Raw genomic sequence first — 22194 nt, 5'->3', positions numbered from 1 at the left:
GGGCGGCCGACCCCGCTGCGGCCGCCACCGCGCTCGCAGGGGTCGGGCACGTGCTGACCACCGCGCAGTGGATCGAGGCCTACAACGACGAACAGCAGCAGATCAGCGCACACATCATGGTGGCGCTGATCGGCATGGCGATGGTCTACACGGTGATCGCGATGATCAACGCGGTGGTGATCGCCGCGTCGGACCGCCGGGCCGAGTTCGCGGCGGCCCGGGTCACCGGCCTGACCCGGGGCCAGGTGGTGCTCGCCGCCCTGGCGGAGTCACTGGCCGTCGTCGCCATCGGGGTGCTGCTCGGCATGGTGTCGGCTACGGCCTCGATCGTCGGGATGGCGTTCGCGGTCCGCGACCTGGTCGGGATCGCGGTGGCCAGCGTGCCGTGGGCGATGTTCGGCAGCGTGGTCGCGATCGCGGTGGTCGTGGTCGGCGTGACCAGCGTGCTGACCTCGCTGACAGCCACCCGCACACCCGCGATCCGCCTCGTCGCCGCCCGCGACTAGGTCTGTCTGCGGCGGGCCCAGGCGCCGGCTGGAACCAGGCCGGTCACGGCCGGATACGACCGGTATCCGGCCGCGCCCGGCGCGGTCCCAGCCGACGCCTGGGCCTCGCCTCGCTCCGGCGATGACTTCGAGACAGAGCCTGGCGATGACGCGTGAGCCCGGCCCGCGTGCCGGGCCGGGCTCACGGACGTCGGTGCTACTTCGCGACGCGGGCCAGCTCGGTGATCGCCTGCGCGGCCTTGACGTACTTATTGCCCGCCAGGTCCGCGACGGTCTTGATGTTGAACGCCTTCTGGAGCGCCTCGGCGTCGGCCTCGCTGACGCCGGCCAGCGCGGAGACCGGCGAGTCGGCCAGCTCGGCCAGCGGGGTCGACTCGAACGACTTGTCCAGCAGCGCGTCGAGGTTCAAAGAGATCGGCATTTCCGCGTTCCTTCCGAGAGACAGCCGCCCGGCGGCGAGAACGCGAGGGACGTTATCGGTGCGGATTTCGCGCCACGTCTCATCACCACGCGACCGGGGGGAGTGATTCGGTCAGAGTTCATCTGCCCGGAACCTGGGTCCTTAATCGAGGACGGCCGCGCTGATTCTGTGCAGGGCGAAAGTGTGCAGCATCTCGGTGCGCTCGTCTTCGGCCCGCAGGTAGCCCGCGCCGATCGAGACCGGGCGGACCAGGCGTGAGGTGGTCGAGCCGTGTGCGTCCACATAGCCGACCCAGACCAGCACCTTGTCGCGGATCGCCTGCTGGAGCACCGCCAGCGCCTGGGTGTGCGTCTGCACCGCGACCGGGCCCGAGCCGTTGCCCGGCCGCACCGCCGCCGGTGCGCGCCGGGCCGTGCGGGCCGCCACGTCGCCGCGCCGGATCTGTTCGACGATGCCGAGCAGGCGCGGCTGGGTGAGTTGCACGCCGGCGATCGCGTCCATGGCGCCGGCCCCGCCGCCCAGCCTGGCCAACCCGGTGCCGCGGGCCGGGGCCCGGCGGGTCTTGACCCGGGCGCGCACGGTCGCGCCGGTCGTGTCCTCGGGCACCGGCGCGTACCCGGCCTCGCGCAGCTCCTGCAACAGCCGCGCGCTGGGCATCGGGGTGACCAGCACGGTCGGCGCGAGCTTGCGCAGGCCGAGCCCGGCCAGCCGCCGGTCGGCGAGCACCTCCGCGACCAGCGCCTCGTCCTCGCTGCGCAGGTAGGAGCCGGCTCCGCCGACCCGCAGGCCGCCGTGCCGCCGGGCCACGTCGTCGATCAGGTAGGTCAGACCCTGCGGCACCGGCGTGCGGGACCGGCGCCGGAACAGGCTGTGCAGGTCGTCGGCGCCGTAGCCGGTGTCCAGGGCGTGCCGCACCGCCTCCGGGGTCACCCGGTAGACGCTCGCACCGCCGGCCGACTCCGGCTCCGCGACCACCTCCAGCTCGGCGGCCAGCTCCGGCTCCGGCGGACCCGGCACCACGACGCTCAGGTCGGCCTGGAGCAGGAAGTGGTCGACGGGCGCGGGCAGCAGGGCGTCGAGCACCGCGACGGCGGTCGGCGGGTCGTCGGGTGAGCGCTCGGAGCCGCGCATGCCGAGCGGGTCTGCCGCCGCCCGCTCCTCGTGCCCCAGCTCGGCGGCGTCGTCCGCGAGCAGTGCGCGGCCCGGCGCGGTCAGCGCGCCCAGACCGGTGATGCCGAGCAGCGCGGCCTCGGTGAGCACCTCGCGATAGGCGCCCTCCCGGCCACGGGTGCGCCGCGGCGCCGCCCAGTCGAGGCGGGCCAGCAGCTCGTCGGGGCCGGGCGCTTTGCCGGGCGGCTGCTCGGCCAGGATGCCCAGCACGGCGCGGCGGGCGGCGGGCGCACCCGAGCGTTCGACCTCGGGCGCCAGCACGGTGATCGGGCGGTCGCGCTCGTCGCGCTGGTTGACCAGGCCGGGCTGGCGGGTCATGGTCAGCCAGGCGGCCGCCAGGTCGGTCCAGCGGCGCGCGATCGACGAGGCCCGCCAGGCGTCGAAGCGGGGGGTCGGCAGCACCTGGGTCTCGGGCGCGGGCCGCCCGACCGGCGCGGTGTGCGCGTCGGCCTCGCCGGCCAGCCCGGCGGCGTACGCGGCCTCCAGCAAGGTGGCCGCGGTGCCGTCGTCGAGGCCGGCGGCGCGGGCGAGCCGGCGCAGCTCGCGGACGCCGAGGCCGCCGGAGCGCAGCACCGTCGCCGGCTCCGCCTCCAGGGCGAGCAGCAGTGTCTCCGCGTGCCGCACGGCGTCCATCGCCTGGCCGGCGCCCGCCGAGTCGGCGAGCTTCGGCTCCCGAGCGACCGCGTCGATCTTCGGCGGGGCGGGGTGCAGCTGACCGAGCGGCCCGGTGTCGCGGCGCAGCAGCAGGCCGACCTCCCGGGGCAGCTCGAAGCCGCCCGTCGGCACGGGCACGAGCAGGGCGTTGTCGACCAGCCAGCGGACCGGGGAGCCGGCCTCGCCGCCGCCGGCCAGCGTGCCGACCGGGGGACCGGCCGCGAGCCGGTCGAGCACAGCGCGGGCCGGCGGCGGCGCGGCGAGCACGGTGCGACGCAGCCGGGCCGGGTCCGCGACCAGCTCCGCAGCGCTCGCGTCGAGCAGCGCGGCGGGCCGACCCAGACCCGCCGGGTACGGCGAGGAGACCTCGTCGACCCCGGTGGCCAGGGACAGCGCGTTCTCGGGGCCGTAGAGGACGAACCGGGCCCGCAGCCGGTCGACCGCCGCGCGGACGGCGTCCCGGTCGGCGCCGCCGGCCAGGGTGCGGATCGCCTCCAGGCTGGTCGTGCCGTCGGACTGCCCTCGGCTGAGCCGGGCCGCGTCGAGGATCTCCAGGGTGAATCGGTCGAAACCGTCGAGCACGCGGGCGATCGACATCCGCGACTGGGCGCGCAGCGCCAGCGCCGACAGGTCGGACGGCACCGGGACGACCAGATCCGGACGCATGCGCAGCAAAGCCGCGAGCGTCTCGTCCGGAAGCGACCTGAGGTGGTCGACGAGCATGTCCATCGCCCTCCAACGCTATACGTCCAGCCGCAGCTCGCCGAGCGTGTGCGACTATCGGGCAGGTGATCACCCCACCGGCCGTCGGTTTCGACTTCGACATGACCCTCGCCGACACCCGTCCCGGCATTGCCGCGACCTTTCGGGAGCTGACCGCCCTCACCGGCACCTATGTGGACGAGCAGGCGGCGATCGCCCGGCTGGGCCCGCCGCTGCGCACCGAGCTGGCCTACTGGTTCCCGCCCGAGGAGATCGAGCAGGCGGTCACGACCTACCGAGCGCTCTACGAGAAGCATGCGATCGAGCCGACCGTGCTGCTGCCGGGCGCCCGTGCGGCCCTCGACGCGGTGCGTGCGCAGGGCTGGCGTGTGGTGGTCGTCACGTCGAAGCTGGGCCGGCTGGCCGAGCTGCACCTGCGGCACCTCGGCGTCACGGTGGACGCGGTGGCCGGCGACCTGTTCGCCGAGGGCAAGGCGACGGCAGTGACCGCACACGGCTGCGCCGTCTACGTCGGAGACCACGTGGCCGACATGGTCGCCGCGCGTACCGCCGATGTGCCCGGTGTTGCCGTGACGACCGGCCCCTGCTCCACCGAAGAGCTCAGTGCTGCCGGCGCCCGGTTGGTTCTCGGCGATCTCCGCGAATTCCCGGCGGCGCTTCCGGGCTTGGTCCGGCTAGCCTTGTGACGTCAGCAGTTCCGGCGAGGTTCAGTGAGGTTGCAGTGCCGACCGGTCGAGTGAAGTGGTTCGACGCGACCAAGGGATACGGGTTCGTCACCAGTGACGAGGGTGGCGACGTGTTCTTGCCCAAGGCCGCGCTGCCTGCCGGCGTCACCGACCTCAAGGGTGGCCAGCGGATCGAGTTCGGCGTGGTCGACAGCCGCAAGGGCGCGCAGGCGCTCGGCGTCAAGCTGTTGGACGCGCCGCCGTCGATGGCCGAGCTGCGCCGCCGCCCGGCCGACGAGCTGCAGAGCATGGTCGAAGACATGATCAAGGTGCTCGAGGCGCGGGTCCAGCCCGACCTGCGGCGCGGCCGGTTCCCTGACAAGAAGACGGCCCAGCAGGTGGCTCAGCTGCTCCACGCGGTGGCGCGCGAGCTGGAGATCTGAGGGACGAGGCCGGCCGACGCGGCGCGGCCGAGCAGGGCGTCGATGGCTTTGCGCCCCTCGGCGCCGAGGTCCTCGGTGAACTCGTTGACGTAGAGCGCGATGTGTTGGTCGACCACGGCCTGCTCCATCTCCTGGGCGTGGGCGAGCACGTAGTCGCGGCTCGCGGCCGGGTCGGCCCAGGCCTGGCGCACCGAGGCGCGTACCCATTCCGTGGCCGCCGCCGGGTCGACCGTGTCGCGCTTGGCGAGGATCGCGCCCAGCGGGATCGGCAGCCCGGTGTCGCCCTCCCACCATTCGCCGAGGTCGACCAGGGCGGTCAGGCCGTGCCGGGGATAGGTGAACCGGGCTTCGTGGATCACCAGGCCCGCGTCGTACCGGCCCGCGGCCACCGCCGGCATGATCTCGTGGAACGGGACGACCTCGATCGCCGCCGGCCGCTGCCCCTCGGCCCAGAGCCGGAAGAGCAGGTAGGCCGTGGTGCGGTCGCCGGGCACCGCCACTCTGGCCCCGTTTAGATCGCGCGGGCCGTCCTGGCGGGTCAGCACCAGCGGGCCGCAGCCGCGACCGAGCGCGCCGCCGCAGGGCAGCAGCTCGTAGTCGTCCAGCAGCCACGGCAGCGCCGCGTAGCTGACCTTGACCAGGTCGAACGTGCCCTGCTCGGCGGCCGTGTTGGTCACGTCGACGTCCGCGTAGGTCACCTCGACCGGCGGCGCGCCCGGCACCAGGCCGTGTGCGAGCGCGTGGAACACGAAGGTGTCGTTGGGGCACGGCGAGAAGGCCAGGGAGAGCGCCATACCCGTCACGCTAGCCCCAGTGTTTTCCCCACGTCGGTGAGGGCGGACAGCGCCGCGGGGATCCGCCACGACGACCGGTCGCGCGGGCCGATCACGTTGGAAATGGTCCTGACCTCGGCAAACGGCAGGCCGGCGGCCGCGCAGGCGACGCCGTAGCCCTCCATCCCCTCGGCTACCGCGTCGGGGAAGCGAGTGGCCAATGCCTCGGTCGACGCGGCCGTGCCGGTGACGGTGCTCACGGTCAGGATGGTCCCGGCGACCGCTTGGGGCAGTGCCGCGAGCAGGCCCGGGTCCGCCTCCGCCACCGCCGTGCCGAACCCGAGATCGTCGATCGGCAGGAACCCGTCGGGGCTCTCCGCGCCCAGGTCCGCGGCGACGCTGCGGGTGGCGATCGCCGTGCCGCCGATCTCGACCCGCCCGGCGAACCCGCCGCCGATGCCCAGGAAGATCACGCCTTGGTACGGGCGGCCGCCCGCCTCGGCCTGCGTCAACAGCCGGGCTGTGCCGGCGGCGGCCGCGGCGGGACCGACGCCGACGGCGGTCACGGTCAGGCGGCCGCCGAGCCCGGCCCGGACAGCCTCGGCCTCGGCCTCGACGGCGGTGACGAGGAGCAGCCCGGTCACGCCGGCGGGCCCGCGGTGTCGCGCCAGGGATCCTCGCCGGGCCCGTCGACCGGATTGCTGGGCCGGTAGACGTGGTAGCCAGGTGGCGCCACCACGGTCGTGCTGCCGCTCTCGGCCGGCTCGGGCGCGGCCTCTTCGGCGCGGGACCGGCGCCACCAACGGGCGCGGGGCACCTCGGCGGTGGGCGCCTCGGTGTGCGGCCGGGTGTCGACCTTGGTGTCGGTGTAGGCCCTGGTGCGGGGCTCCGGGTCGGGCAGTTTCTCCTCGACCGTCGTGTCGCCCACGTCGAACCGGCCGTGCAGCCGCTCCTTGCGCAACCGCCCGGCGACCACCACCGAGCGCAGCGCGGCGAGCGCCGCGAGGGCGGCCAGGATGCCCACGCCGACCCGGCCGGTGACCGGGATCAGCCCGAGCCCGCCGCCGGCCACGAAGGCCAGCATCAGGATGGTCTCGGAGTGGGCGAAGGCACTGGCCCGCAGCCGCTCGGGCACGCGCTCCTGGATCGTCGCGTCGTTGGAGAGCTTGGCGATGCCGCTCATGACGGCGGTGACCAGGCAGAGCAGTGCCACCATGGCCAGCGAGAACCCGATTGTGGTCAACACCGCCAGGCCGGCCGTGATGATCAGGCCACTGGACTGGAGCGCCACCGGCCGGTGGATGCGCAGGCGGGTGCCGAGCGCGGTGGCCAGGAACGTGCCGGCGCCGAGGGCGGCGCCCATGACGCTGAGCGCGAAGCCGTCGCTGACGTCGCGGCCGAACAGCGACGTGTGGAGGTAGCCGCCCTTCACCGCGAACGCGAGGAAGAGCAGGAGGAACCCGTAGAACGCGCGGAGCGTGGCGCTGCCGATCAGGGTCGCGATCACCAGCCGGCCCGAGAGCGGCCGGTCGCCGTTGCGGCGCAGCGCGCCGAAGATGGCCGCTATCGGTCGCGGCACCTGCTCCGGCGGGTCCGAGTCGGCCCGGCCGGGCAGCCGCAGTGAGATCACCATGCCGACCAGGAAGATCACGGCGGCGATGCGCAGCGGCCATTGGGGGCCGATGGCGAACGCCGCCACGCCGATCGGGGCCGCTATCGCGCCCGCGACCGTGCCGTAGATGCTCGCCCGGGCACCCGCCTGGGACAGGCCGAGACCCTCGGGCAACAGCCGGGGCACGGCCGCGGATCTGGCCACGCCGTACGCCCGGGAGAGCGCGAGCACCCCGAACGCCGCCGGATAGAGCGCGAGCGAGTCGGTGTTGTCGGAGACCGCCCAGACCAGGAACGCCCGGCCCAGGAACGTCGCCGCCAGCGCCCACCGCCGGCCGTGCCGGAAGTGGTCGAGCAGGGGGCCGACCACCGGCGCCAGCAGGGCGAACGGGATCATCGTGACGAGCAGGTAGAGCGCGACCTTGGAGCGGGCCTCGCCGAGGGGCACGTCGAAGAAGATCGTGGCGGCGAGGCCGATGGTGATCAGCGTGTCGCCCGCACACGATGCCGCGTGCAGGTCGAACAGGCGCATCATGCCCGTTTCGCCCCGAGCGCCCTTTGACCGCGCGGTGCCGACGCCGCGCCGGACGCCCCGGCTCACCAGCCGACCGCCCTTGACGGTCGTGCCGATCACACGGCCGAGCGTCGACCCCGTGCGGCGTATCAACGGCATGCGCCCCATCCTCTCCCATCCCGGTGTCGCCGGCCCACACGCGTAGTGAAGAATGTCTGGGTGACCAGGAGTGCCACCGTGCGATCCGCGAAGCTCGACCAGGTCTGCGCCGCGGCCGTCGATCTCGCGCGAGCGGCGATCACCGATGTCGACGCGGCGGAGGTCGGCGCCCATCTCGACGTGGTTGCCGAGGGCGAGCGACTGGTCACCCACTACTTTGCCTGCGAAATGCCCGGATATCGGGGTTGGCGGTGGGCCGTCACAGTGACGCGGGTCTCCCGCAGCAAGCACGTGACGGTCTGCGAGACCGTGCTGCTGCCCGGGCCCGACGCGCTGCAGGCCCCCGGCTGGGTGCCCTGGCAGGACCGCCTCCAGCCCGGTGACCTGGGCGTCGGCGACCTGCTGCTGACGCCGGCCGACGACGACCGGCTCGTGCCGGGCTACACGCTCTCCGAGGACCCGGCGGTCGACGAGGTGGCCTGGGAGCTGGGCCTCGGGCGGCCCCGGGTGATGTCCAAGGAGGGTCGCGAGGAGACCGCCCAGCGCTGGTACGACGGCGACCACGGCCCCGACGCGGCGATCTCCACCGCGGCGCCCTCGGCCGCTCGCTGCGTGAGCTGCGGCTTCTATCTCCCGCTGGCCGGCGCGCTACGCCAGGCGTTCGGCGTCTGCGGCAACATGTTCGCGCCCGACGACGGCCGGGCGGTCAGCTCCGACCACGGCTGCGGCGCGCACTCCGAGGCACTGGCCGAGAACGCTCCGGCCGAGGAGCTGCCGACGGTCTACGACGACGGCGAGGTCGAGTCGGTCGACGACTGACCCGCGGCCAGCCGCCGGCGCCGGTGCGCGTCGTGCCGGATCATGACCGCGAGGCCGGGGAAACCCAGCAGGAAGCCGGCCAGGCAGGTCCATAGCCAGTTTTCGCGCCCGTCGCGGAAAAAGGCGAGAATCACGAGCCCGACGACGGCCCAGATCACGATCCCGCCCAGCGCGAACGGCACCATCGGCGGGTCTAGCGGCGCCACCCGTGGTTGTTGCTGGTCAGCCACTCGAAAAGGGTAACCAGGAAGATCTTTCGGTGTAACACCGGCTGTGACAATATGCCCAGGTCACATTGATGATCTCCGTGGGAGCCCGATATGACCGAGGCACCGACCACGCAGCGGGCGACGGCGCCCGACGGCCCGCGCAGCGGTTTCGACCGCTACTTCTCGATCAGCGATCGCGGCTCCACTCTCGGCCGTGAGGTCCGGGGTGGGTTCGCGACGTTCTTCACGATGGCGTACATCGTGGTGCTGAACCCGCTGATCCTCGGCAACGCGGCGGACGCCAACGGCGTCCATCTCGCGATCGCCGCCATCGCCGCCGCGACCGCCCTGGTCGCCGGCGTGATGACGATCCTGATGGGCGTGGTGGCCCGGTTCCCGCTGGCGCTGGCCGCCGGTCTCGGCGTCAACGCGATGGTCGCCTACGAGATCGCGCCGCAGATGACCTGGGCCGACGCGATGGGCCTCGTGGTCATCGAGGGCGTGCTGATCGCGATCCTGGTGCTGACCGGCCTGCGGGAGAGCATCTTCCGGTCGGTGCCGACCCAGCTCAAGGCCGCGATCGGCGTGGGCATCGGCCTCTTCCTGACGATCATCGGCCTGGTCGACTCGGGCTTCGTGCGCCGCATCCCGGACGCCGCCGGCACCACCGTGCCCGTCGGGCTCGGCATCAACGGGCGGCTGGTCACCTGGCCGGCGCTGGTGTTCGTGTTCGCGCTGCTGTTGACGATCATCCTCTTCGTGCGGCGGGTCCGCGGCGCCATCCTGATCGGCATCCTGTCCGCCACCGTGCTGGCGATCATCGTCGAGGCGATCGCCAAGATCGGGCCGTCGTTCGTCGACGGCAAGCCGAACCCGAGCGGCTGGTCGCTGAACGTGCCCAAGCTGCCCGACACGATCGTCGACCTGCCCGACCTGTCGCTGCTGGGCAAGTTCAACGTGTTCAACTCGTGGTCGACCGCCGGCTGGCTGGTCGTGCTGATGTTCGTCTTCACCCTGATGATCACGGACTTCTTCGACACCATGGGCACGATGGTCGCGGTGGGCCAGGAGGGCGGCCTGCTCGACGAGAGCGGCATGCCGCCGCGTACCCGCGAGATCCTGCTCGTCGACTCCGTCGCGGCCGCTGCCGGCGGCGCGGCCAGCGTCTCCAGCAACACGTCCTACATCGAGAGCGCGTCCGGTGTCGCCGAGGGCGCCCGGACCGGCGTGGCCAACCTGGTCACCGGTGGCCTGTTCCTGGTCGCCATGTTCATCGCCCCGCTGGTCACGATCGTGCCGTTCGAGGCGGCGTCGGCGGCGCTGGTGATCGTCGGCTTCCTGATGATGACCGCGGTGCGGAGCATCGACTGGACCGACTACGAGATCGCCGTGCCGGCGTTCCTGACCATCGTGCTGATGCCGTTCACCTACTCGATCTCCAACGGCATCGGGGCCGGGATCATCGCGTACGCCGTGGTCAAGCTGGCGCGTGGCAAGGCGCGCGAGGTTCACCCGCTGTTGTACGCCGTTGCCGCCCTGTTCGTGGTCTACTTCCTGCGTGGGCCGATCGAGACCCTGATCTCGTGACCGGTGCCATACTCGCTGGTTGTTAGCCGGGCTTATTAGTTAAGCTAATTACTGTGACGGAGCGGACGGTGACGGCAAAACGCGTCTCGGTGGCGCAGCTCGCCTCATCTCTGCGCGATGCGATTACCCGGTTCAACCGGCGGGTCCGGCAGACCCGCCCGGTCGGCGATCTCACGGTTACCCAGCTCTCCGCCCTCACCAGCCTCCAGCTGGCGGGTGCGCTGTCCCCCCGGGAACTAGCCGACGTCGAACGTGTCCAGCCGCCGACGATGACCAAGATCGTGGCCAAGCTGGAGGAGCGCGGGCTGGTGCAACGGACCCCTCACCCGACCGACGGGCGCCAGGTCATCCTGGCTGCCACGGCGGAGGGTCGGGCGATCCTTGCCCAGCACGAGCGGGCCCGCGATGAATGGCTGGCCCCTCGCCTCGCCGCGCTGACCCCGGAGGAGCGCGACACGCTCCGCCGGGCAGCGGAGATCCTGCAAAAGGTCGCGCGCGCCTGAGCCGGCCCGCGCCGCTTCGTCCTTTGTGGATGACGCGTACGCGGATCTCTTAGGAGGCGCAGCACCAGTGCGGGCCCGGCTCAGCAGCACGTTCCAGTCCCTGTCCGTCAGGAACTACCGGCTCTTCGCGCTCGGTCAGCTCGTGAAGCTGATCGGCGTGTGGATGATGTTCACCACCCAGGACTGGCTCGTCTTCCTGTTGGGTGGCACCGCCGCACAGCTCGGCATCGTCACGGCGCTGCAGTTCACGCCCGTGCTCGCGCTGACGCTGCTGTCCGGGCGGCTCGCCGACCGCTACGACAAACGCAAGATCCTATTTGTCGCGAACGCCGCCTGGACCATCCTGTGCGTGCTCTTCAGCATCCTGGTCGTGGTCGGCGCGGTCCGGCTCTGGCACGTGTACGTGTTCGCGCTGTTGCTCGGCGTGGCCAGCGCGGTCGAGACGCCGGTGCGCCAGTCGTTCGTCTCCGAGCTGGTGGAGACCCGGCTGCTGCCCAACGCGCTGGGCCTGTCGGCCGCCACCTTCAACAGCGCCCGGGTGATCGGCCCGTCCATCGCGGGCGTCGCGATCGCGCTGTTCGACGTCGGCCCGGTGTTCGTGCTGAGCGCGGTGCTCGCCGTCGCCCCGCTGATCTGCCTGGTCCGGATGCGCCCCGCGGACCTGTACCGCTCCGACCTGCCGCCGGCTTCCCGCGAGCCGGCCCGGGTGGTCGACGGCTTGCGCTACGTGCGGCGGCGGCCCGACCTGATGCTGCCGATGGTGCTGATGAGCACGCTCGCGCTGACGCTGTTCAACTTCCCGGTGACCCTGCAGTCGCTGGCCAAGACCGGGTTCAACACGGGCGCCGCGTCGTTCGGGCTGTTCACCACCGCTCTCGGGCTCGGTGCGCTGATCGGTGCGCTGATCGGCGGCACCCGGCGGGCCCGCCCGTCGGTGTACACCGTGATCATCTCGGCCATGGTGTTCAGCGCGTTCGGCATCCTGATCGGCATCCTCCCGGTGTACTGGCTGGTCGTGGCCGCGCTGGTGCCGACCGGGTTCTTCATGGTCTTCTTCGCGCAGGCGGCCAACCAGCGGATCCAGCTCGGCACCGATGCCGCGTACCGCGGTCGGGTGATGGCCCTGTGGGTCCTGGTCTTCATGGGCGTCAACCCGGTGTCGGGGCCGTTGGTCGGTGCGCTGGCCGACCACGCTGGTGCCGGCACGGCGATCTGGTCCGGTGGGGTGGTGGCGCTCGCCGCGACGACGCTGGCGCTGGTGGTGCAGCTCCGGCACAGCGGCAGCCGGCTGCGGATGCACCTGCGCCCGGTGCCGCGGGTGCGGATCGTGCCTGCCGGGGCCGTCGCCGAACGGGTCTGACGGGCTTGTGTCGTACGGATCTGGTTTGCTGTGCCACATGACGCGCGATGTGTTCCTCCGGTGCCTCGAGGCCGACTTCCACGACCTGCGGGCGGCCGCGGGCGACCTATCGGCGCCGGTCCCGTCCTGTCCGGGTTGGACGGTCGGCGACCTGGTCGGCCACGTCGCCCACGTCTACCTGCACAAGGTCGAGACCATGCGGCTCGGCAAGCTGCCCGACCCGTGGCCGCCGGAGCCGACCGGCGAGCAGCCGCTGGCGCTGCTCGACCGGGCCTACGCGGAGCTGGTCGCCGAGTTCGCCGCGCGGCCTGACAAAGAGCCGTGCCCGACGTGGTACGAGCCGGACCAGACCGTCGGTTTCTGGGTGCGCCGGATGGCACAGGAGACGGTGATCCACCGGGTCGACGCCGAGCTGGCCGCGGGCTTCCCGATTTCACCCATCCCGGCGGAGCTGGCCGGCGACGGCATCGCCGAGGTGCTCGAGGTCTTCCTGTCCTACGCCACGCGGCAGTGGCCGGAAGACTTCGGCAACCTGCTGCGTGCCAACGGCGACCAGGCGGTGCTGGTCTCCGCGGCCGGCGCCCGCTGGCTGGTCCGCCTCGACCACGGCAGTGTCGAGATCGCCGACGCCACCGCAGGTCAGGCCGTGGCTGCGGTGTCCGGCGCGCCGCACGACGTGCTGCTGTGGCTCTGGCGCCGGGTGGGCGACAGCGCGGTCCGGGTCGACGGAGACGCCGGCGCGGTGGCCCGCCTACGCGCGATGCTGGAGGCGGCCACACAATGATCCAGACGAATGCGTTGAGCGCGAATGTGGCCGGTCGGTGCACCAAATGAAACCCAAATCGGTGGCGGTCGCTGCCAGAGCCGCATAGCGTCGAAGAGTGGCGATTCCGCACACACTCGTGCTAGCGGTGGCGATCCTGACCTTGCTGTGTCTGCCCGCCATCGTCGCCGCGATCGTGTGCGCCGACGAACTGATCGACCGCGCCTCGCGCGCCGTCCACCACGCCCGCCTGGTCCGCCGCGAACGCCGCGCCCTCGGCCGCCTCGACCGCTCGATGGGCGCGCTCGAGGTGCCGGCGGAGCTCGACCTCCCCGCGGAGCCAGACCGCCCGACGATCGAACAGATCGCCGCCGACCTGCACCGCCTGGGCCGCCAGCGGCTGAGCATCGCGCAACGCTCACAGGTCTGGCAGACCGCTGTGCTGCGCGCTTACGACGAACAACTGCGCCTGGCCTGCGAGTGCCTCGGTGTGACGGAGCACCTCGGCGAGCTGGTGGGCGTGGACCTCGAGATCGAACGCGTCCGGGTCGAGGGTGAGCTGCAACTGGCGGGCATGACGCTGCCGACCGCGGACGCGGAACGCCGCGAGCAACGGTGAGGCTGTTCGTCGCGGCCTACCCCTCGGCGTCAGCGGTCGCGGACCTTGCGGCCTTCGTCGGGTCGCTGCGGGTCGGCCGGGCAGCGGCCGAGGGCACGAACACCCGCCTCGCCCGCCCCGAGACCTACCACCTGACGCTCGCTTTCCTCGGCGACGTCGCCGACGAACGGTTGTCCGAGGTGGAGCAGGCGGTCGGCCAGGGGGTGGAGCGCTATTGGGCGGAGGCCGAGCGCAGTGCCCGCCGCGCGGCCCGCACTGCGGCGCGGGAGGGCATGACCGAGTCGACACCCGGCGGGCGCGCCGCGGTGCGGGGCCGCGAGGAGGTTGGCGGTCGCGCGGAGCCGAGGGACGGCTTGGGCGAGTCTGCGGCCGGCGGGTCCGCGGCGGTGCGGCACGACGAGGAGCCGCGGGATGGTTTGGGCGAGTCTGCGGCCGGCGGGTCCGCGGCGGTGCGCGGCCGCGAGGAGGTGCGGGGTCGTGCGGAGCCGAGGGACGGCTTGAGCGGGTCCGCGGCGGCGCTGGGCCGCGAGGAGGCGTCCGCGTCTGACGCGAAGCTCAGCGGGCGGTCGCCGCGCTCGTCGGGCGACGCCCATGGTCGCGTGCAAAAGGGCGCCGCTGGTCGCGAGCAGGCGAGTCTTGGTGCCCGACCGAGTGCACCGGCCATTCCAGAGCTCGCGCTCTCGGGCGGCGGACGGTTCGGTCGGGGCGCCTTCACGCTGATGTGGGTGGGCGTGACCGGTGACCTGGACCCGGTGCGCGCCTTGCACAAGGCTTTGCGGCGCGAGCTGAAGCGCGCGCGATTCCCCTACGACGAGCGTCCGTGGAAGCCGCACCTGACGATCGCCCGACCCGGAAACCGCATCCCAAGGGCCGACCTGGACGCCGACCGGGCGGAGCTCAACGCCTACCGGGGTCCGACGTGGCCGGTCCGCGAGCTCCTCCTGATGCGCAGCCACCTGGGCCCGAACCCGACGTACGAACGCCTCACCAACTGGCTGCTCTAGCCCGGGCCCCACCTCAACGCGAAAGGCCGGATCCCCTGGTCGCCGGGCTGTGCCCGACGAGGAGATCCGGCCCAGCGGCGGGGGATTACCAGGCCCAGGCTTCAGGGGCGGGGCCGCCCTTGCCTTGCGGTGGGAAGAGTTCGTCGAGCTTGGCCAGGGTTGCCCGGTCCAGTTCGATGTCGACGGCCTCGACCGCGCCGTCCAGTTGGGCCATTGTGCGGGGGCCGATGATCGGGGCCGTTACGCCTGGGCGGGAGAGCAGCCAGGCCAGCGCTACGTTGCCCGGCTCGTGGCCCAGGTCCGCGCACAGCTTCTCGTAGGACTCGATCGAACCCCGGTAGGTGATCAGGTCCTCGGCCGCCCGGCCTTCCGCGGCGCGTTTCGCTTCGCCTGCCGCTACGCGGCGCAGGACGCCGCCCAGCAGGCCGCCGTGCAGCGGTGACCACGGGATGATGCCGACTCCGTAGTGTTCCGCCGCCGGGATCAGCTCCAGCTCCGGGCCGCGGGCCACCAGGTTGTAGAGGCACTGCTCCGAGACCAGACCCAGGAAGCCGCGTCGGGCGGCTGACTCCTGGGCGGCCGCTACGTGCCAGCCCGCGAAGTTGGACGAGCCTACGTAGATCACCTTGCCCTGGGCGACCAGGACCTCCATCGCCTGCCAGATCTCGTCCCACGGTGTTTCCCGGGAGATGTGGTGCATCTGGTAGAGGTCGATCGTGTCCGTGCCCAGCCGGCGCAGGGACTCCTCGCACGCGCGGATGATGTGCCGGGCCGACAGGCCGCGGTCGTTCGGCCATTCGCCCATCCGGCCGTACACCTTGGTGGCCAGGACGACCTTGTCACGGCGGCCGCCGCCCTGGGCGAACCAGCGGCCGATGATCTGCTCGGTGACGCCCTCGCCGAGCTTGTGGCCGTACACGTTGGCCGTGTCGAAGAAGTTGACGCCGTGCTCGAGTGCGCGGTCCATGATGGCGAAGCTGTCCGCCTCGGTGGTCCGTGGTCCGAAGTTCATCGTGCCGAGGCAGATACGACTCACCGTCAGGCCCGTGCGGCCCAGGTTCGTGAATTCCATTCCCTCACCCTGCCACCGGCGGGTGCGGGGCGAAAGCTACGAGGACTCGCGCTGCGGTGCGCTGCCGAAGAGCACGTCGTCCCAGCTCGGCAGGCGCTTGCGTGGCTTGCCTGACGGGTCGGTCTGCTCCGGGCCGTTGCCACCACCGGTGCGGCGCGGGCGCAGGACGGCCAGCGACGGCACGGCCGGCACCTCCTTGGGCAGGTCGTCGTCGTCGGCGAAGGCCGAACCGGAGCCACCGAGCAGCGCCGCGGCGCCACCCCGGCGGGGCTCGGAGGCGCCTGCGTCGAGGCCGCGACCGGGCGGCGTCAGCGGCCGGTCGAGCGAGGCGAGCAGGGCGTCGCGGCCCGCGCGGATCGCGTCGCGCGGTGCCCGCGGCTCAGCCGGTGCCGACGGCAGGCCGTGGCCGCCCCGGGTGGGCTCGCCGCGAGACGGGCCGGGCAGCGCGTGGCCGCCCCGCTCCGGAGTCGCCGGCTCCTGGCCGAGCAGCGGCTGCGGGCGCTCGGTGCAGAGATATTGGGCCATGTCGTCGTGCGGCGTGACGACCTGGCGGCCGCGGTCGAGATCCCACATGGCTTGCGCCGTGGCCTTGCCGGACGGCCACGTGGCGATGATCCGCCAGGTGCCGTCGTCGCGGCGGTAGGCGTCCCAGGAGATCTTCTCCGCGTCGATGCCGTGCTGGGCCAGCCGGGCGTCGACCACCTCGGCCAGCGGTGCGCCCTTCTCGGACGTCTTCAACCGGGTGCGCCGCGCGTGCTGGGCGAGCATCGCCCGCTCCTGCAGCACCGGACCGGCGTAGCGCAGCACCCGGTCGACCGGCACGCCGGCGATCCGGGCGACGTCTTCAGCGGACTCGCCGCTGCGGATGCGGGCCTGGATGTCTCGCGGTGACAGGGACGGTGGCTGGTCGCCGAAATGGCCGGCGCCACTGACCGCCGCGGCGGACGGGTCACCGTGGAGCACACCGTTGATCCGCTCGTCGAGCGGCAGCGCCAGGAGTCGGCCCACCTCGTCGGCGAGCACCATGGCCTGGCCGTCCTCGGAGAGGGCGACGAAGCGTACAGGCCGCATCGCGTAGCCTCCGTCCCGCTGAGCTGGCCGACGTGCCCCGACCACAGTCGAGACGCTTCCGACACGGTAGCCCACTATCACCCCGGCGCACCGTTTGGCACGCCGGGGTGTCGCGGCTTAAAACGTTAGAGACGCTCGAGAACGTAGTCGATGGACGCGGTCAGCGCCTCGACGTCGGACGGCTCGATCGCCGGGAACAGCGCGACCCGGAGCTGGTTGCGGCCGAGCTTCCGGTAGGGCTCGGTGTCGACGATGCCGTTGGCGCGCAGGGCCTTGGCCACGGCGGCGGCGTCCACCGCGTCGACGAAGTCGATGGTGGCGACCACGTTGGAGCGCAGGCCCGGGTCCGTGACGAACGGGGTCGCGACCGACGAGCGCTCGGCCCAGCCGTAGATGACCCCGGCGCTCTCGGCCGTGCGCTTGGCCGCCCAGGACAGGCCGCCGTGCGCGTTCATCCAGTCGGTCTGCTCGGCGGCCAGGAAGATCGTGGACAGGGCCGGCGTGTTGTAGGTCTGCTCGAGCCGCGAGTTCTCCACCGCGGTCATCAGGTCGAGGAACGCCGGGATGTAGCGCCCCGACTCCTTGACCTCGGCGGCCCGGGCCAGCGCGGCCGGCGACATCAGCGCGATCCAGAGCCCGCCGTCGGAGGCGAACGCCTTCTGCGGCGCGAAGTAGTAGACGTCGGTCTCGCGCAGGTCGACCTCGAGCCCGCCGGCGCCGGAGGTCGCGTCGACCAGCAGCAGCGACGCGGGGTCGGCGCCCGGCACCCGCCGGATCGGCACGGCCACGCCCGTGGAGGTCTCGTTGTGCGGTGTGCCGTATACGTCGACGCCGGCCTCCGCGACCAGGCCCGGCGCGCTGCCCGGGTCAGCCTTGCGGACGGTCGGGTCCGAGAGGAACGGCGCGGCCTTGGCCGAGGCGGCGAACTTGGCGCCGAACTCGCCGAAGCTGGCGAACTGGGCCTTGTCCTGGATGAGGCCGAAGGTGGCGACCTCCCAGAAGGCGGTCGTGCCGCCGTTCGAGATGATCACCTCGTAGCCATCGGGCAGCGAGAAGAACGACGCGAGCCCGGAACGGAGGCGCTTGACCTGGTCGCGGACCGTCTTCTGGCGGTGGGACGTGCCCAGGTAGCTCGTGGCGACCTGGCTGAGCGCGGAGACCGCCTCCGGCCGGACCTTGGACGGGCCGCAGCCGAAACGTCCGTCGGCGGGCTTGATCTCGTCGGGAATCCGGATGCTGGTCACGTCAGCCACGAATCGATCCTTAGGTCGCGCACGGAATGGAAAGCCGGCGGCGCTGCCGACCTTCATACTTCCATTTCAACGAGTACGCGCGACGGACGGTCCCAGAGCGGGCTGCGTGACCCTACTCACCGTGGGGAATCTGGTCCCAACCCTCCACGTCGGCCGGCTTGCGCGTCCCAGGGCCCACATAAAGCGCCGACGGCCGCACCAGTCGCTGCAGTGCCTTCTGTTCCATGATGTGCGCGCTCCAGCCCGCGGTGCGGGCGCAGGTGAACATCGACGTGAACATGTGCGGCGGCACCTCGGCGAAGTCGAGCACCACGGCCGACCAGAACTCGACGTTGGTGGCCAGCACCCGGTCGGGGCGGCGGGCGGCCAGCTCCTCGAGGGCGGCCTTCTCCAGCGCCTCGGCGACCTCGAAGCGGGGGGCGCCGAGCTCCTTGGCGGTGCGGCGGAGCACCCGGGCGCGCGGGTCCTCGGCCCGGTAGACCCGGTGGCCGAAGCCCATCAGCCGCTCGCCGCGGTCGAGCACGCCCTTGACGTAGCCCTCGGCGTCGCCGCTGCGCTCGACCGCCTCGATCATGCCGAGCACGCGGGACGGCGCACCGCCGTGCAGGGGGCCGGAGAGCGCGCCGATGCCGGACGAGATGCACGCGGCGGCGTCGGCGCCGGTGGACGCGACCACCCGGCAGGTGAACGTCGATGCGTTCATGCCGTGCTCGGCGGCCGAGATGAAGTAGGCGTCGACGGCCTTCACGTGCCGCGGGTCGGGGTCGCCCCGCCAGCGCTTCATGAACCGTTCGACGATCGTGGCGGCCTTGTCGATCTCTTTCTGCGGCACGGCCGGGAGGCCGAGCCCGCGGGCCGACTGGGCCACGAAGGAGAGGGCGGTCACCGAGACCCGGGCGAGGTCCTCGCGGGCCTGCGCGTCGTTGATGTCGAGGAGCTGGGAGAGCCCCCAGTAGGGAGCGAGCATGGCCACGGCCGACTGCACGTCGACCCGGATGTCGCCCGAGTGCACCGGCACCGGGAACGGCTCGGCGGGCGGCAACCCGGGCCCGAACCGGCCGTCGACCAGCAACGCCCAGACGTTGCCGAAGCTGACCTGGCCGATCAGGTCCTCGATGTCGACGCCTCGGTAGCGCAGCGCGCCACCTTCCTTGTCGGGCTCGGCGATCGTGGTCTCGAAGGCGACTACGCCCTCCAACCCCGGCTTGAAGTCGGACATTTCGCCCTCCCGCCTATGCGGCCCGCAACATTTCGGCGCCTTAGTTACCACTCAGGTTTCGTATTCGTGTCATCTTGCCTGCTGGGTCTGTCGGTGCGCGAGCACAGCCCGCAAACCGGAGACCCGACGAACAGCGCATATCACCGCTTAACGCGTGCACGAGGATGAAGACGTGACCGGAGACACACCCGACCTGGCCGACATGCGCCGCGACTACGAAGGGCGCGGGCTCGACACCGCGGACCTGGCGGCGAGCTGGCCGGAGCAGTTCGACCGGTGGTTCGCCGACGCCGTGTCGGCCGGGCTGGCGGAGCCCAACGCGATGGTGCTCTCGACCGCGGACGCGGCCGGCTGGCCCAGCTCGCGGACGGTGCTGCTGAAAGGCATCGACGACCGAGGCTTCGTCTTCTATACGAACTACGAGTCCCGCAAGGGCGCCGAGCTGCGCGCCAACCCGCAGGCCGCCCTGCTCTTCCCGTGGTTCCCGATGATGCGCCAGGTGGCCATCCGGGGCACCGTCGTGGAGGTGGACCGGGTGGAGACCGAGACCTACTTCGCGGGTCGGCCCCGGCCGTCCCAGATCGCCGCGTGGGCCAGCCCGCAGTCCCGGGTGCTGCCCGACCGGGCCACCCTCGACGAGCGGTACGCCGCGACCGAGCGGCGGTTCCCCGCGGAGTCGGCGATCCCGGCCCCGCCGCACTGGGGTGGCCTGCGGGTGGTGCCCGAGACGGTCGAGTTCTGGCAGGGACGCGGCGGCCGGCTTCATGATCGGCTGCGTTACCGTCGGACCGACCAAGGAGAGTGGATCATCGAACGCCTCGCACCATGAGCAAGAGATGGGCCATCGATCTCCGGCCCTTGGGCACACCGAGCTACCGCCGGATGTGGATCGGCACCGCCTTCTCCAACTACGGCTACCAGTTCACCGCGGTGGCCGTGCCGGTCGAGATGTTCTCGCTCACCGACGACTCGTTCTGGGTCGGCCTGCTGGGCATCGCGGCCCTCGTGCCCCTGCTGGTCTTCGGCCTCTGGGGTGGCGCCCTGGCCGACGCGATGGACCGGCGGCGGCTGCTGATCGCCGGCTCGGCGGTGATGTGGCTCGGCACCCTGGGCTTCCTTGTGCAGTCGCTGGCCCAGTGGGACAACCCGTGGCTGCTCCTGCTCTTCACGGCCATCCAGTCGTGCGCGTTCGCCGTGACCAACCCCACCCGCAGCGCGATCATCCCGAGGCTCGTGCCGGGGCACCTCGTGCCGTCGGCGAACACGCTGTCCTTCACGACCGGCGAAGCCGCGGTGGTGCTCGGCCCGCTCACGGTGGGTGTGATCCTCGCGACCTGGGACCTGCACACCGCACTGCCCATCGCGTACGCGTGTGACGCGCTGCTGTTCACCGTCGGCCTCTGGTCGACGCTGCGGCTGCCGCCGATCCCGCCGGTCGGCCAGGCGACCACGGCCGGGCTGCGCAGCGTGATCGCGGGGTTCCGCTACCTGGCCGGCGCGCCCGTGCTGCTGCTCTCGTTCGCGATCGACATCATCGCGATGACGATCGCCATGCCGCGGGCGCTGTTCCCGGAGATCGCCGACGAGCGGTTCGGTGGCGGCGCGGCCGTCGGCTTCCTGTTCAGCGCGATCGCGATCGGCTCCGTGCTCGGCGGTCTCACCAGCGGCTGGATCGGCCGTGTCCGCCGCCAGGGCCTGGCGCTGGTCGGCGCCGTGGTCGCCTGGGGTGTGCTGGTCGGCCTCGCCGGCTTCGCGCACAGCCTGTGGCTGATGGTGGTCGTGCTTGCCCTGGCCGGCGCCGCCGACCTGGTCAGCGCCGTCTTCCGGCACTCGATCCTGCTGGTCTACGCGCCCGACCAGATGCGCGGGCGGCTGCAGGGCGTGATGACCGTGGTCGTGGCCGGCGGCCCGCGGCTGGGCGACCTGCGGGCCGGCGGCACCGCCGCGCTGTGGGGCGCCGGCGTCGCGTTCAGCGGTGGCGGGTTCGCCGCGGCCGGCCTGGCGATCGTGTTGGCGCTGGTCTTCCCCGCGCTGACCCGCTATCGCAGTCCGGACCCCGAGCCGGACCCGCGGCCCGCCGCCACCCCGGAACCGATATCGTCCGGCCCATGACCAACCGCACCGCCCCGCCGCTATCCGGCACACAATGGACGATCGCCGCCGACGGCCAGGAGGCCGTGGTCGTGGAGGTCGGCGGTGGGCTGCGCGCCTACCGGGCCGGCGGGGTGGACTACCTCGACGGGTACGCCGAGGACGAGTTGCCGCCGGGCAGCTCCGGTCATGTGCTGGCGCCCTGGCCGAGCCGGATCCGGGACGGCCGCTACACGTTCGGCGGCGAGTCCTACCAGCTCCCGATCACCGAGCCGGCCAAGCACAACGCGATCCACGGCCTGGTCGCCTGGCAGCGCTGGCGTTTGGTCGAGCGCACCGACGCGTCGGTGCTGATCGAGTGCGCCCTGCCGGCCCAGGTCGGCTACCCGTGGCAGGTCACCCTGCGCACCCGCTACACGCTCGGGCCCGACGGGCTGCGGGTCGATCACGAGGCCACCAACGTCGGCGTCGGCGCCGCTCCGTTCGGGCTGGCCACGCACCCCTACTTCCGGCTGCCCGGCACCCCCGTCGACGACCTCACGCTGACGGTGCCGGCCCGCAGCCGGGTGCTCTTCGACAACCGGCTGCTGCCGATCGGCGCGGCCAAGGTGACCGGCGGCGACCTGGACTTCACCGCGCCCAAGCGGATCGGCGCCCAGGTGCTCGACAACGCGTTCGGCGAGATCGAGCGCGACCCGGACGGCACCTCCTCGGTGCGGCTGTCCGACGGCGCCCGCACCCTGCGGGTCTGGGCCGGCGAGGCGTTCAAGTGGTGGGTGGTCTTCACCTCCGACACCCTGCACGGCGACCGGCAGCGCCGGGCCGTGGCCGTCGAGCCGCAGACCTGCCCGCCCGACGCGTTCCGCTCGGGACACGACGTGATCGTCCTCGAACCCGGGGACACCTGGTCGGCGAGCTGGGGTGTCACGGTCTCGCTGGACGGATAGCCGCGCCGCCCGATAGGTTGCGAGACCAGCCAGCGGGG

At 72.3% G+C, this 22194-nt stretch carries 23 protein-coding genes; 13 read left to right on the top strand and 10 right to left on the bottom strand.

Features of this window, described 5'->3' with window-relative positions; genetic code table 11:
- Window positions 1–506 (top strand): FtsX-like permease family protein (locus Air01nite_RS34630; protein WP_308440003.1); only part of this gene is annotated, 506 nt, incomplete at its 5' end.
- 196 nt (window positions 507–702) lie between these two features.
- Here the strand turns inward: Air01nite_RS34630 and Air01nite_RS34625 are convergent.
- Together Air01nite_RS34625 and Air01nite_RS34620 are read right to left on the bottom strand one after the other, a co-directional pair.
- Window positions 703–927, bottom strand: a complete 225-nt coding sequence (locus tag Air01nite_RS34625; RefSeq protein WP_203707597.1) for a hypothetical protein — start codon at window positions 925–927, stop codon at window positions 703–705.
- 141 nt (window positions 928–1068) lie between these two features.
- Window positions 1069–3480 (bottom strand): helicase-associated domain-containing protein, encoded by a 2412-nt coding sequence (locus Air01nite_RS34620; RefSeq protein WP_203707596.1) that lies wholly within the window; start codon window positions 3478–3480, stop codon window positions 1069–1071.
- A gap of 62 nt (window positions 3481–3542) precedes the next feature.
- Here Air01nite_RS34620 and Air01nite_RS34615 point away from each other — a divergent pair, with 62 nt between their 5' ends.
- Both Air01nite_RS34615 and Air01nite_RS34610 read left to right on the top strand, forming a co-directional pair.
- Window positions 3543–4160, top strand: coding sequence for an HAD family hydrolase (locus Air01nite_RS34615; protein ID WP_239091171.1), 618 nt, complete (start codon window positions 3543–3545; stop codon window positions 4158–4160).
- Between the two features lie 35 nt (window positions 4161–4195).
- A complete protein-coding gene (locus Air01nite_RS34610; RefSeq protein ID WP_203707595.1) occupies window positions 4196–4582 on the top strand; it encodes a cold-shock protein in 387 nt (128 codons plus the stop codon).
- On the opposite strand, the gene Air01nite_RS34605 is transcribed toward Air01nite_RS34610, so the two are convergent.
- The 3 genes from Air01nite_RS34605 to Air01nite_RS34595 are packed head-to-tail and all read right to left on the bottom strand — an operon-like array spanning window position 4543 to window position 7639.
- Complete coding sequence (locus Air01nite_RS34605; protein ID WP_203707594.1) at window positions 4543–5376, bottom strand: 1,4-dihydroxy-6-naphtoate synthase; 834 nt, start codon at window positions 5374–5376, stop codon at window positions 4543–4545. The two genes, Air01nite_RS34610 and Air01nite_RS34605, sit on opposite strands and share 40 nt — an antisense overlap.
- A 5-nt stretch (window positions 5377–5381) precedes the next feature.
- Window positions 5382–5999: a futalosine hydrolase gene (locus tag Air01nite_RS34600; RefSeq protein ID WP_203707593.1), complete on the bottom strand. Its 618-nt coding sequence runs from the start codon at window positions 5997–5999 to the stop codon at window positions 5382–5384.
- A complete protein-coding gene (locus Air01nite_RS34595) occupies window positions 5996–7639 on the bottom strand; it encodes an MFS transporter (RefSeq protein WP_203707592.1) in 1644 nt (547 codons plus the stop codon). Before Air01nite_RS34595 ends, Air01nite_RS34600 begins: the two co-directional genes overlap by 4 nt.
- A gap of 45 nt (window positions 7640–7684) precedes the next feature.
- On the opposite strand from Air01nite_RS34595, the gene Air01nite_RS34590 reads away from it, so the two are divergent.
- The gene (locus tag Air01nite_RS34590; RefSeq protein ID WP_373310545.1) at window positions 7685–8458 is read left to right on the top strand and encodes a DUF3027 domain-containing protein; all 774 of its coding nucleotides are present in this window, start codon (window positions 7685–7687) and stop codon (window positions 8456–8458) included.
- On the opposite strand, the gene Air01nite_RS34585 is transcribed toward Air01nite_RS34590, so the two are convergent.
- Window positions 8422–8688: a DUF2530 domain-containing protein gene (locus tag Air01nite_RS34585; RefSeq protein ID WP_203707590.1), complete on the bottom strand. Its 267-nt coding sequence runs from the start codon at window positions 8686–8688 to the stop codon at window positions 8422–8424. The two genes, Air01nite_RS34590 and Air01nite_RS34585, sit on opposite strands and share 37 nt — an antisense overlap.
- A gap of 90 nt (window positions 8689–8778) precedes the next feature.
- Between Air01nite_RS34585 and Air01nite_RS34580 the strand changes: the two genes are divergently transcribed.
- The 6 genes from Air01nite_RS34580 to Air01nite_RS34555 all read left to right on the top strand — a co-directional run bounded on the left by Air01nite_RS34580 (window position 8779) and on the right by Air01nite_RS34555 (window position 14503).
- Window positions 8779–10254: an NCS2 family permease gene (locus Air01nite_RS34580; RefSeq protein WP_203707589.1), complete on the top strand. Its 1476-nt coding sequence runs from the start codon at window positions 8779–8781 to the stop codon at window positions 10252–10254.
- 53 nt (window positions 10255–10307) lie between these two features.
- Entirely contained in the window at window positions 10308–10757 is a 450-nt protein-coding gene (locus Air01nite_RS34575; RefSeq protein WP_203707588.1) for a MarR family winged helix-turn-helix transcriptional regulator, read from the top strand.
- 67 nt (window positions 10758–10824) lie between these two features.
- Window positions 10825–12117: an MFS transporter gene (locus Air01nite_RS34570; RefSeq protein ID WP_203707587.1), complete on the top strand. Its 1293-nt coding sequence runs from the start codon at window positions 10825–10827 to the stop codon at window positions 12115–12117.
- A gap of 37 nt (window positions 12118–12154) precedes the next feature.
- Window positions 12155–12901, top strand: a complete 747-nt coding sequence (locus Air01nite_RS34565; protein WP_203707586.1) for a maleylpyruvate isomerase family mycothiol-dependent enzyme — start codon at window positions 12155–12157, stop codon at window positions 12899–12901.
- 97 nt (window positions 12902–12998) lie between these two features.
- Window positions 12999–13499 carry a hypothetical protein gene (locus Air01nite_RS34560; protein ID WP_239091170.1) on the top strand — a complete coding sequence of 167 codons (501 nt, stop codon included), beginning with the start codon at window positions 12999–13001 and terminating at the stop codon, window positions 13497–13499.
- Window positions 13496–14503 carry a 2'-5' RNA ligase family protein gene (locus Air01nite_RS34555; protein ID WP_203707585.1) on the top strand — a complete coding sequence of 336 codons (1008 nt, stop codon included), beginning with the start codon at window positions 13496–13498 and terminating at the stop codon, window positions 14501–14503. Before Air01nite_RS34560 ends, Air01nite_RS34555 begins: the two co-directional genes overlap by 4 nt.
- Before the next feature lie 85 nt (window positions 14504–14588).
- Here the strand turns inward: Air01nite_RS34555 and Air01nite_RS34550 are convergent, their stop codons facing one another.
- From Air01nite_RS34550 to Air01nite_RS34535, 4 genes are all read right to left on the bottom strand, one after another.
- Window positions 14589–15575, bottom strand: a complete 987-nt coding sequence (locus Air01nite_RS34550) for an aldo/keto reductase (RefSeq protein WP_203707584.1) — start codon at window positions 15573–15575, stop codon at window positions 14589–14591.
- Between the two features lie 36 nt (window positions 15576–15611).
- Window positions 15612–16646 (bottom strand): septation protein SepH, encoded by a 1035-nt coding sequence (gene sepH / locus Air01nite_RS34545; RefSeq protein WP_203707583.1) that lies wholly within the window; start codon window positions 16644–16646, stop codon window positions 15612–15614.
- Between the two features lie 125 nt (window positions 16647–16771).
- On the bottom strand, window positions 16772–17899 hold the full coding sequence (gene serC, locus Air01nite_RS34540) for a phosphoserine transaminase (protein ID WP_203707582.1): 1128 nt from the start codon (window positions 17897–17899) through the stop codon (window positions 16772–16774).
- 112 nt (window positions 17900–18011) lie between these two features.
- Complete coding sequence (locus Air01nite_RS34535) at window positions 18012–19118, bottom strand: citrate synthase 2 (protein WP_203707581.1); 1107 nt, start codon at window positions 19116–19118, stop codon at window positions 18012–18014.
- 172 nt (window positions 19119–19290) lie between these two features.
- Here Air01nite_RS34535 and pdxH point away from each other — a divergent pair, with 172 nt between their 5' ends.
- From pdxH to Air01nite_RS34520, 3 genes are read left to right on the top strand one after another with little or no spacing between them, the layout of a single operon-like run.
- Window positions 19291–19947, top strand: coding sequence for a pyridoxamine 5'-phosphate oxidase (pdxH, locus tag Air01nite_RS34530; protein ID WP_239091169.1), 657 nt, complete (start codon window positions 19291–19293; stop codon window positions 19945–19947).
- Window positions 19944–21230 carry an MFS transporter gene (locus tag Air01nite_RS34525; protein WP_203707580.1) on the top strand — a complete coding sequence of 429 codons (1287 nt, stop codon included), beginning with the start codon at window positions 19944–19946 and terminating at the stop codon, window positions 21228–21230. The genes pdxH and Air01nite_RS34525 overlap by 4 nt, the downstream gene beginning before the upstream one ends.
- Window positions 21227–22156, top strand: coding sequence for an aldose 1-epimerase family protein (locus Air01nite_RS34520; protein ID WP_203707579.1), 930 nt, complete (start codon window positions 21227–21229; stop codon window positions 22154–22156). Before Air01nite_RS34525 ends, Air01nite_RS34520 begins: the two co-directional genes overlap by 4 nt.
- Window positions 22157–22194: the final 38 nt, after the last annotated feature.

Origin of the sequence: Asanoa iriomotensis (genome assembly GCF_016862515.1) — a bacterium.
GTDB lineage: Bacteria > Actinomycetota > Actinomycetes > Mycobacteriales > Micromonosporaceae > Asanoa > Asanoa iriomotensis.
The sequence above is the reverse complement of the archived record's forward strand: the minus strand, read 5'-3'. Positions and strand labels throughout refer to the sequence as shown.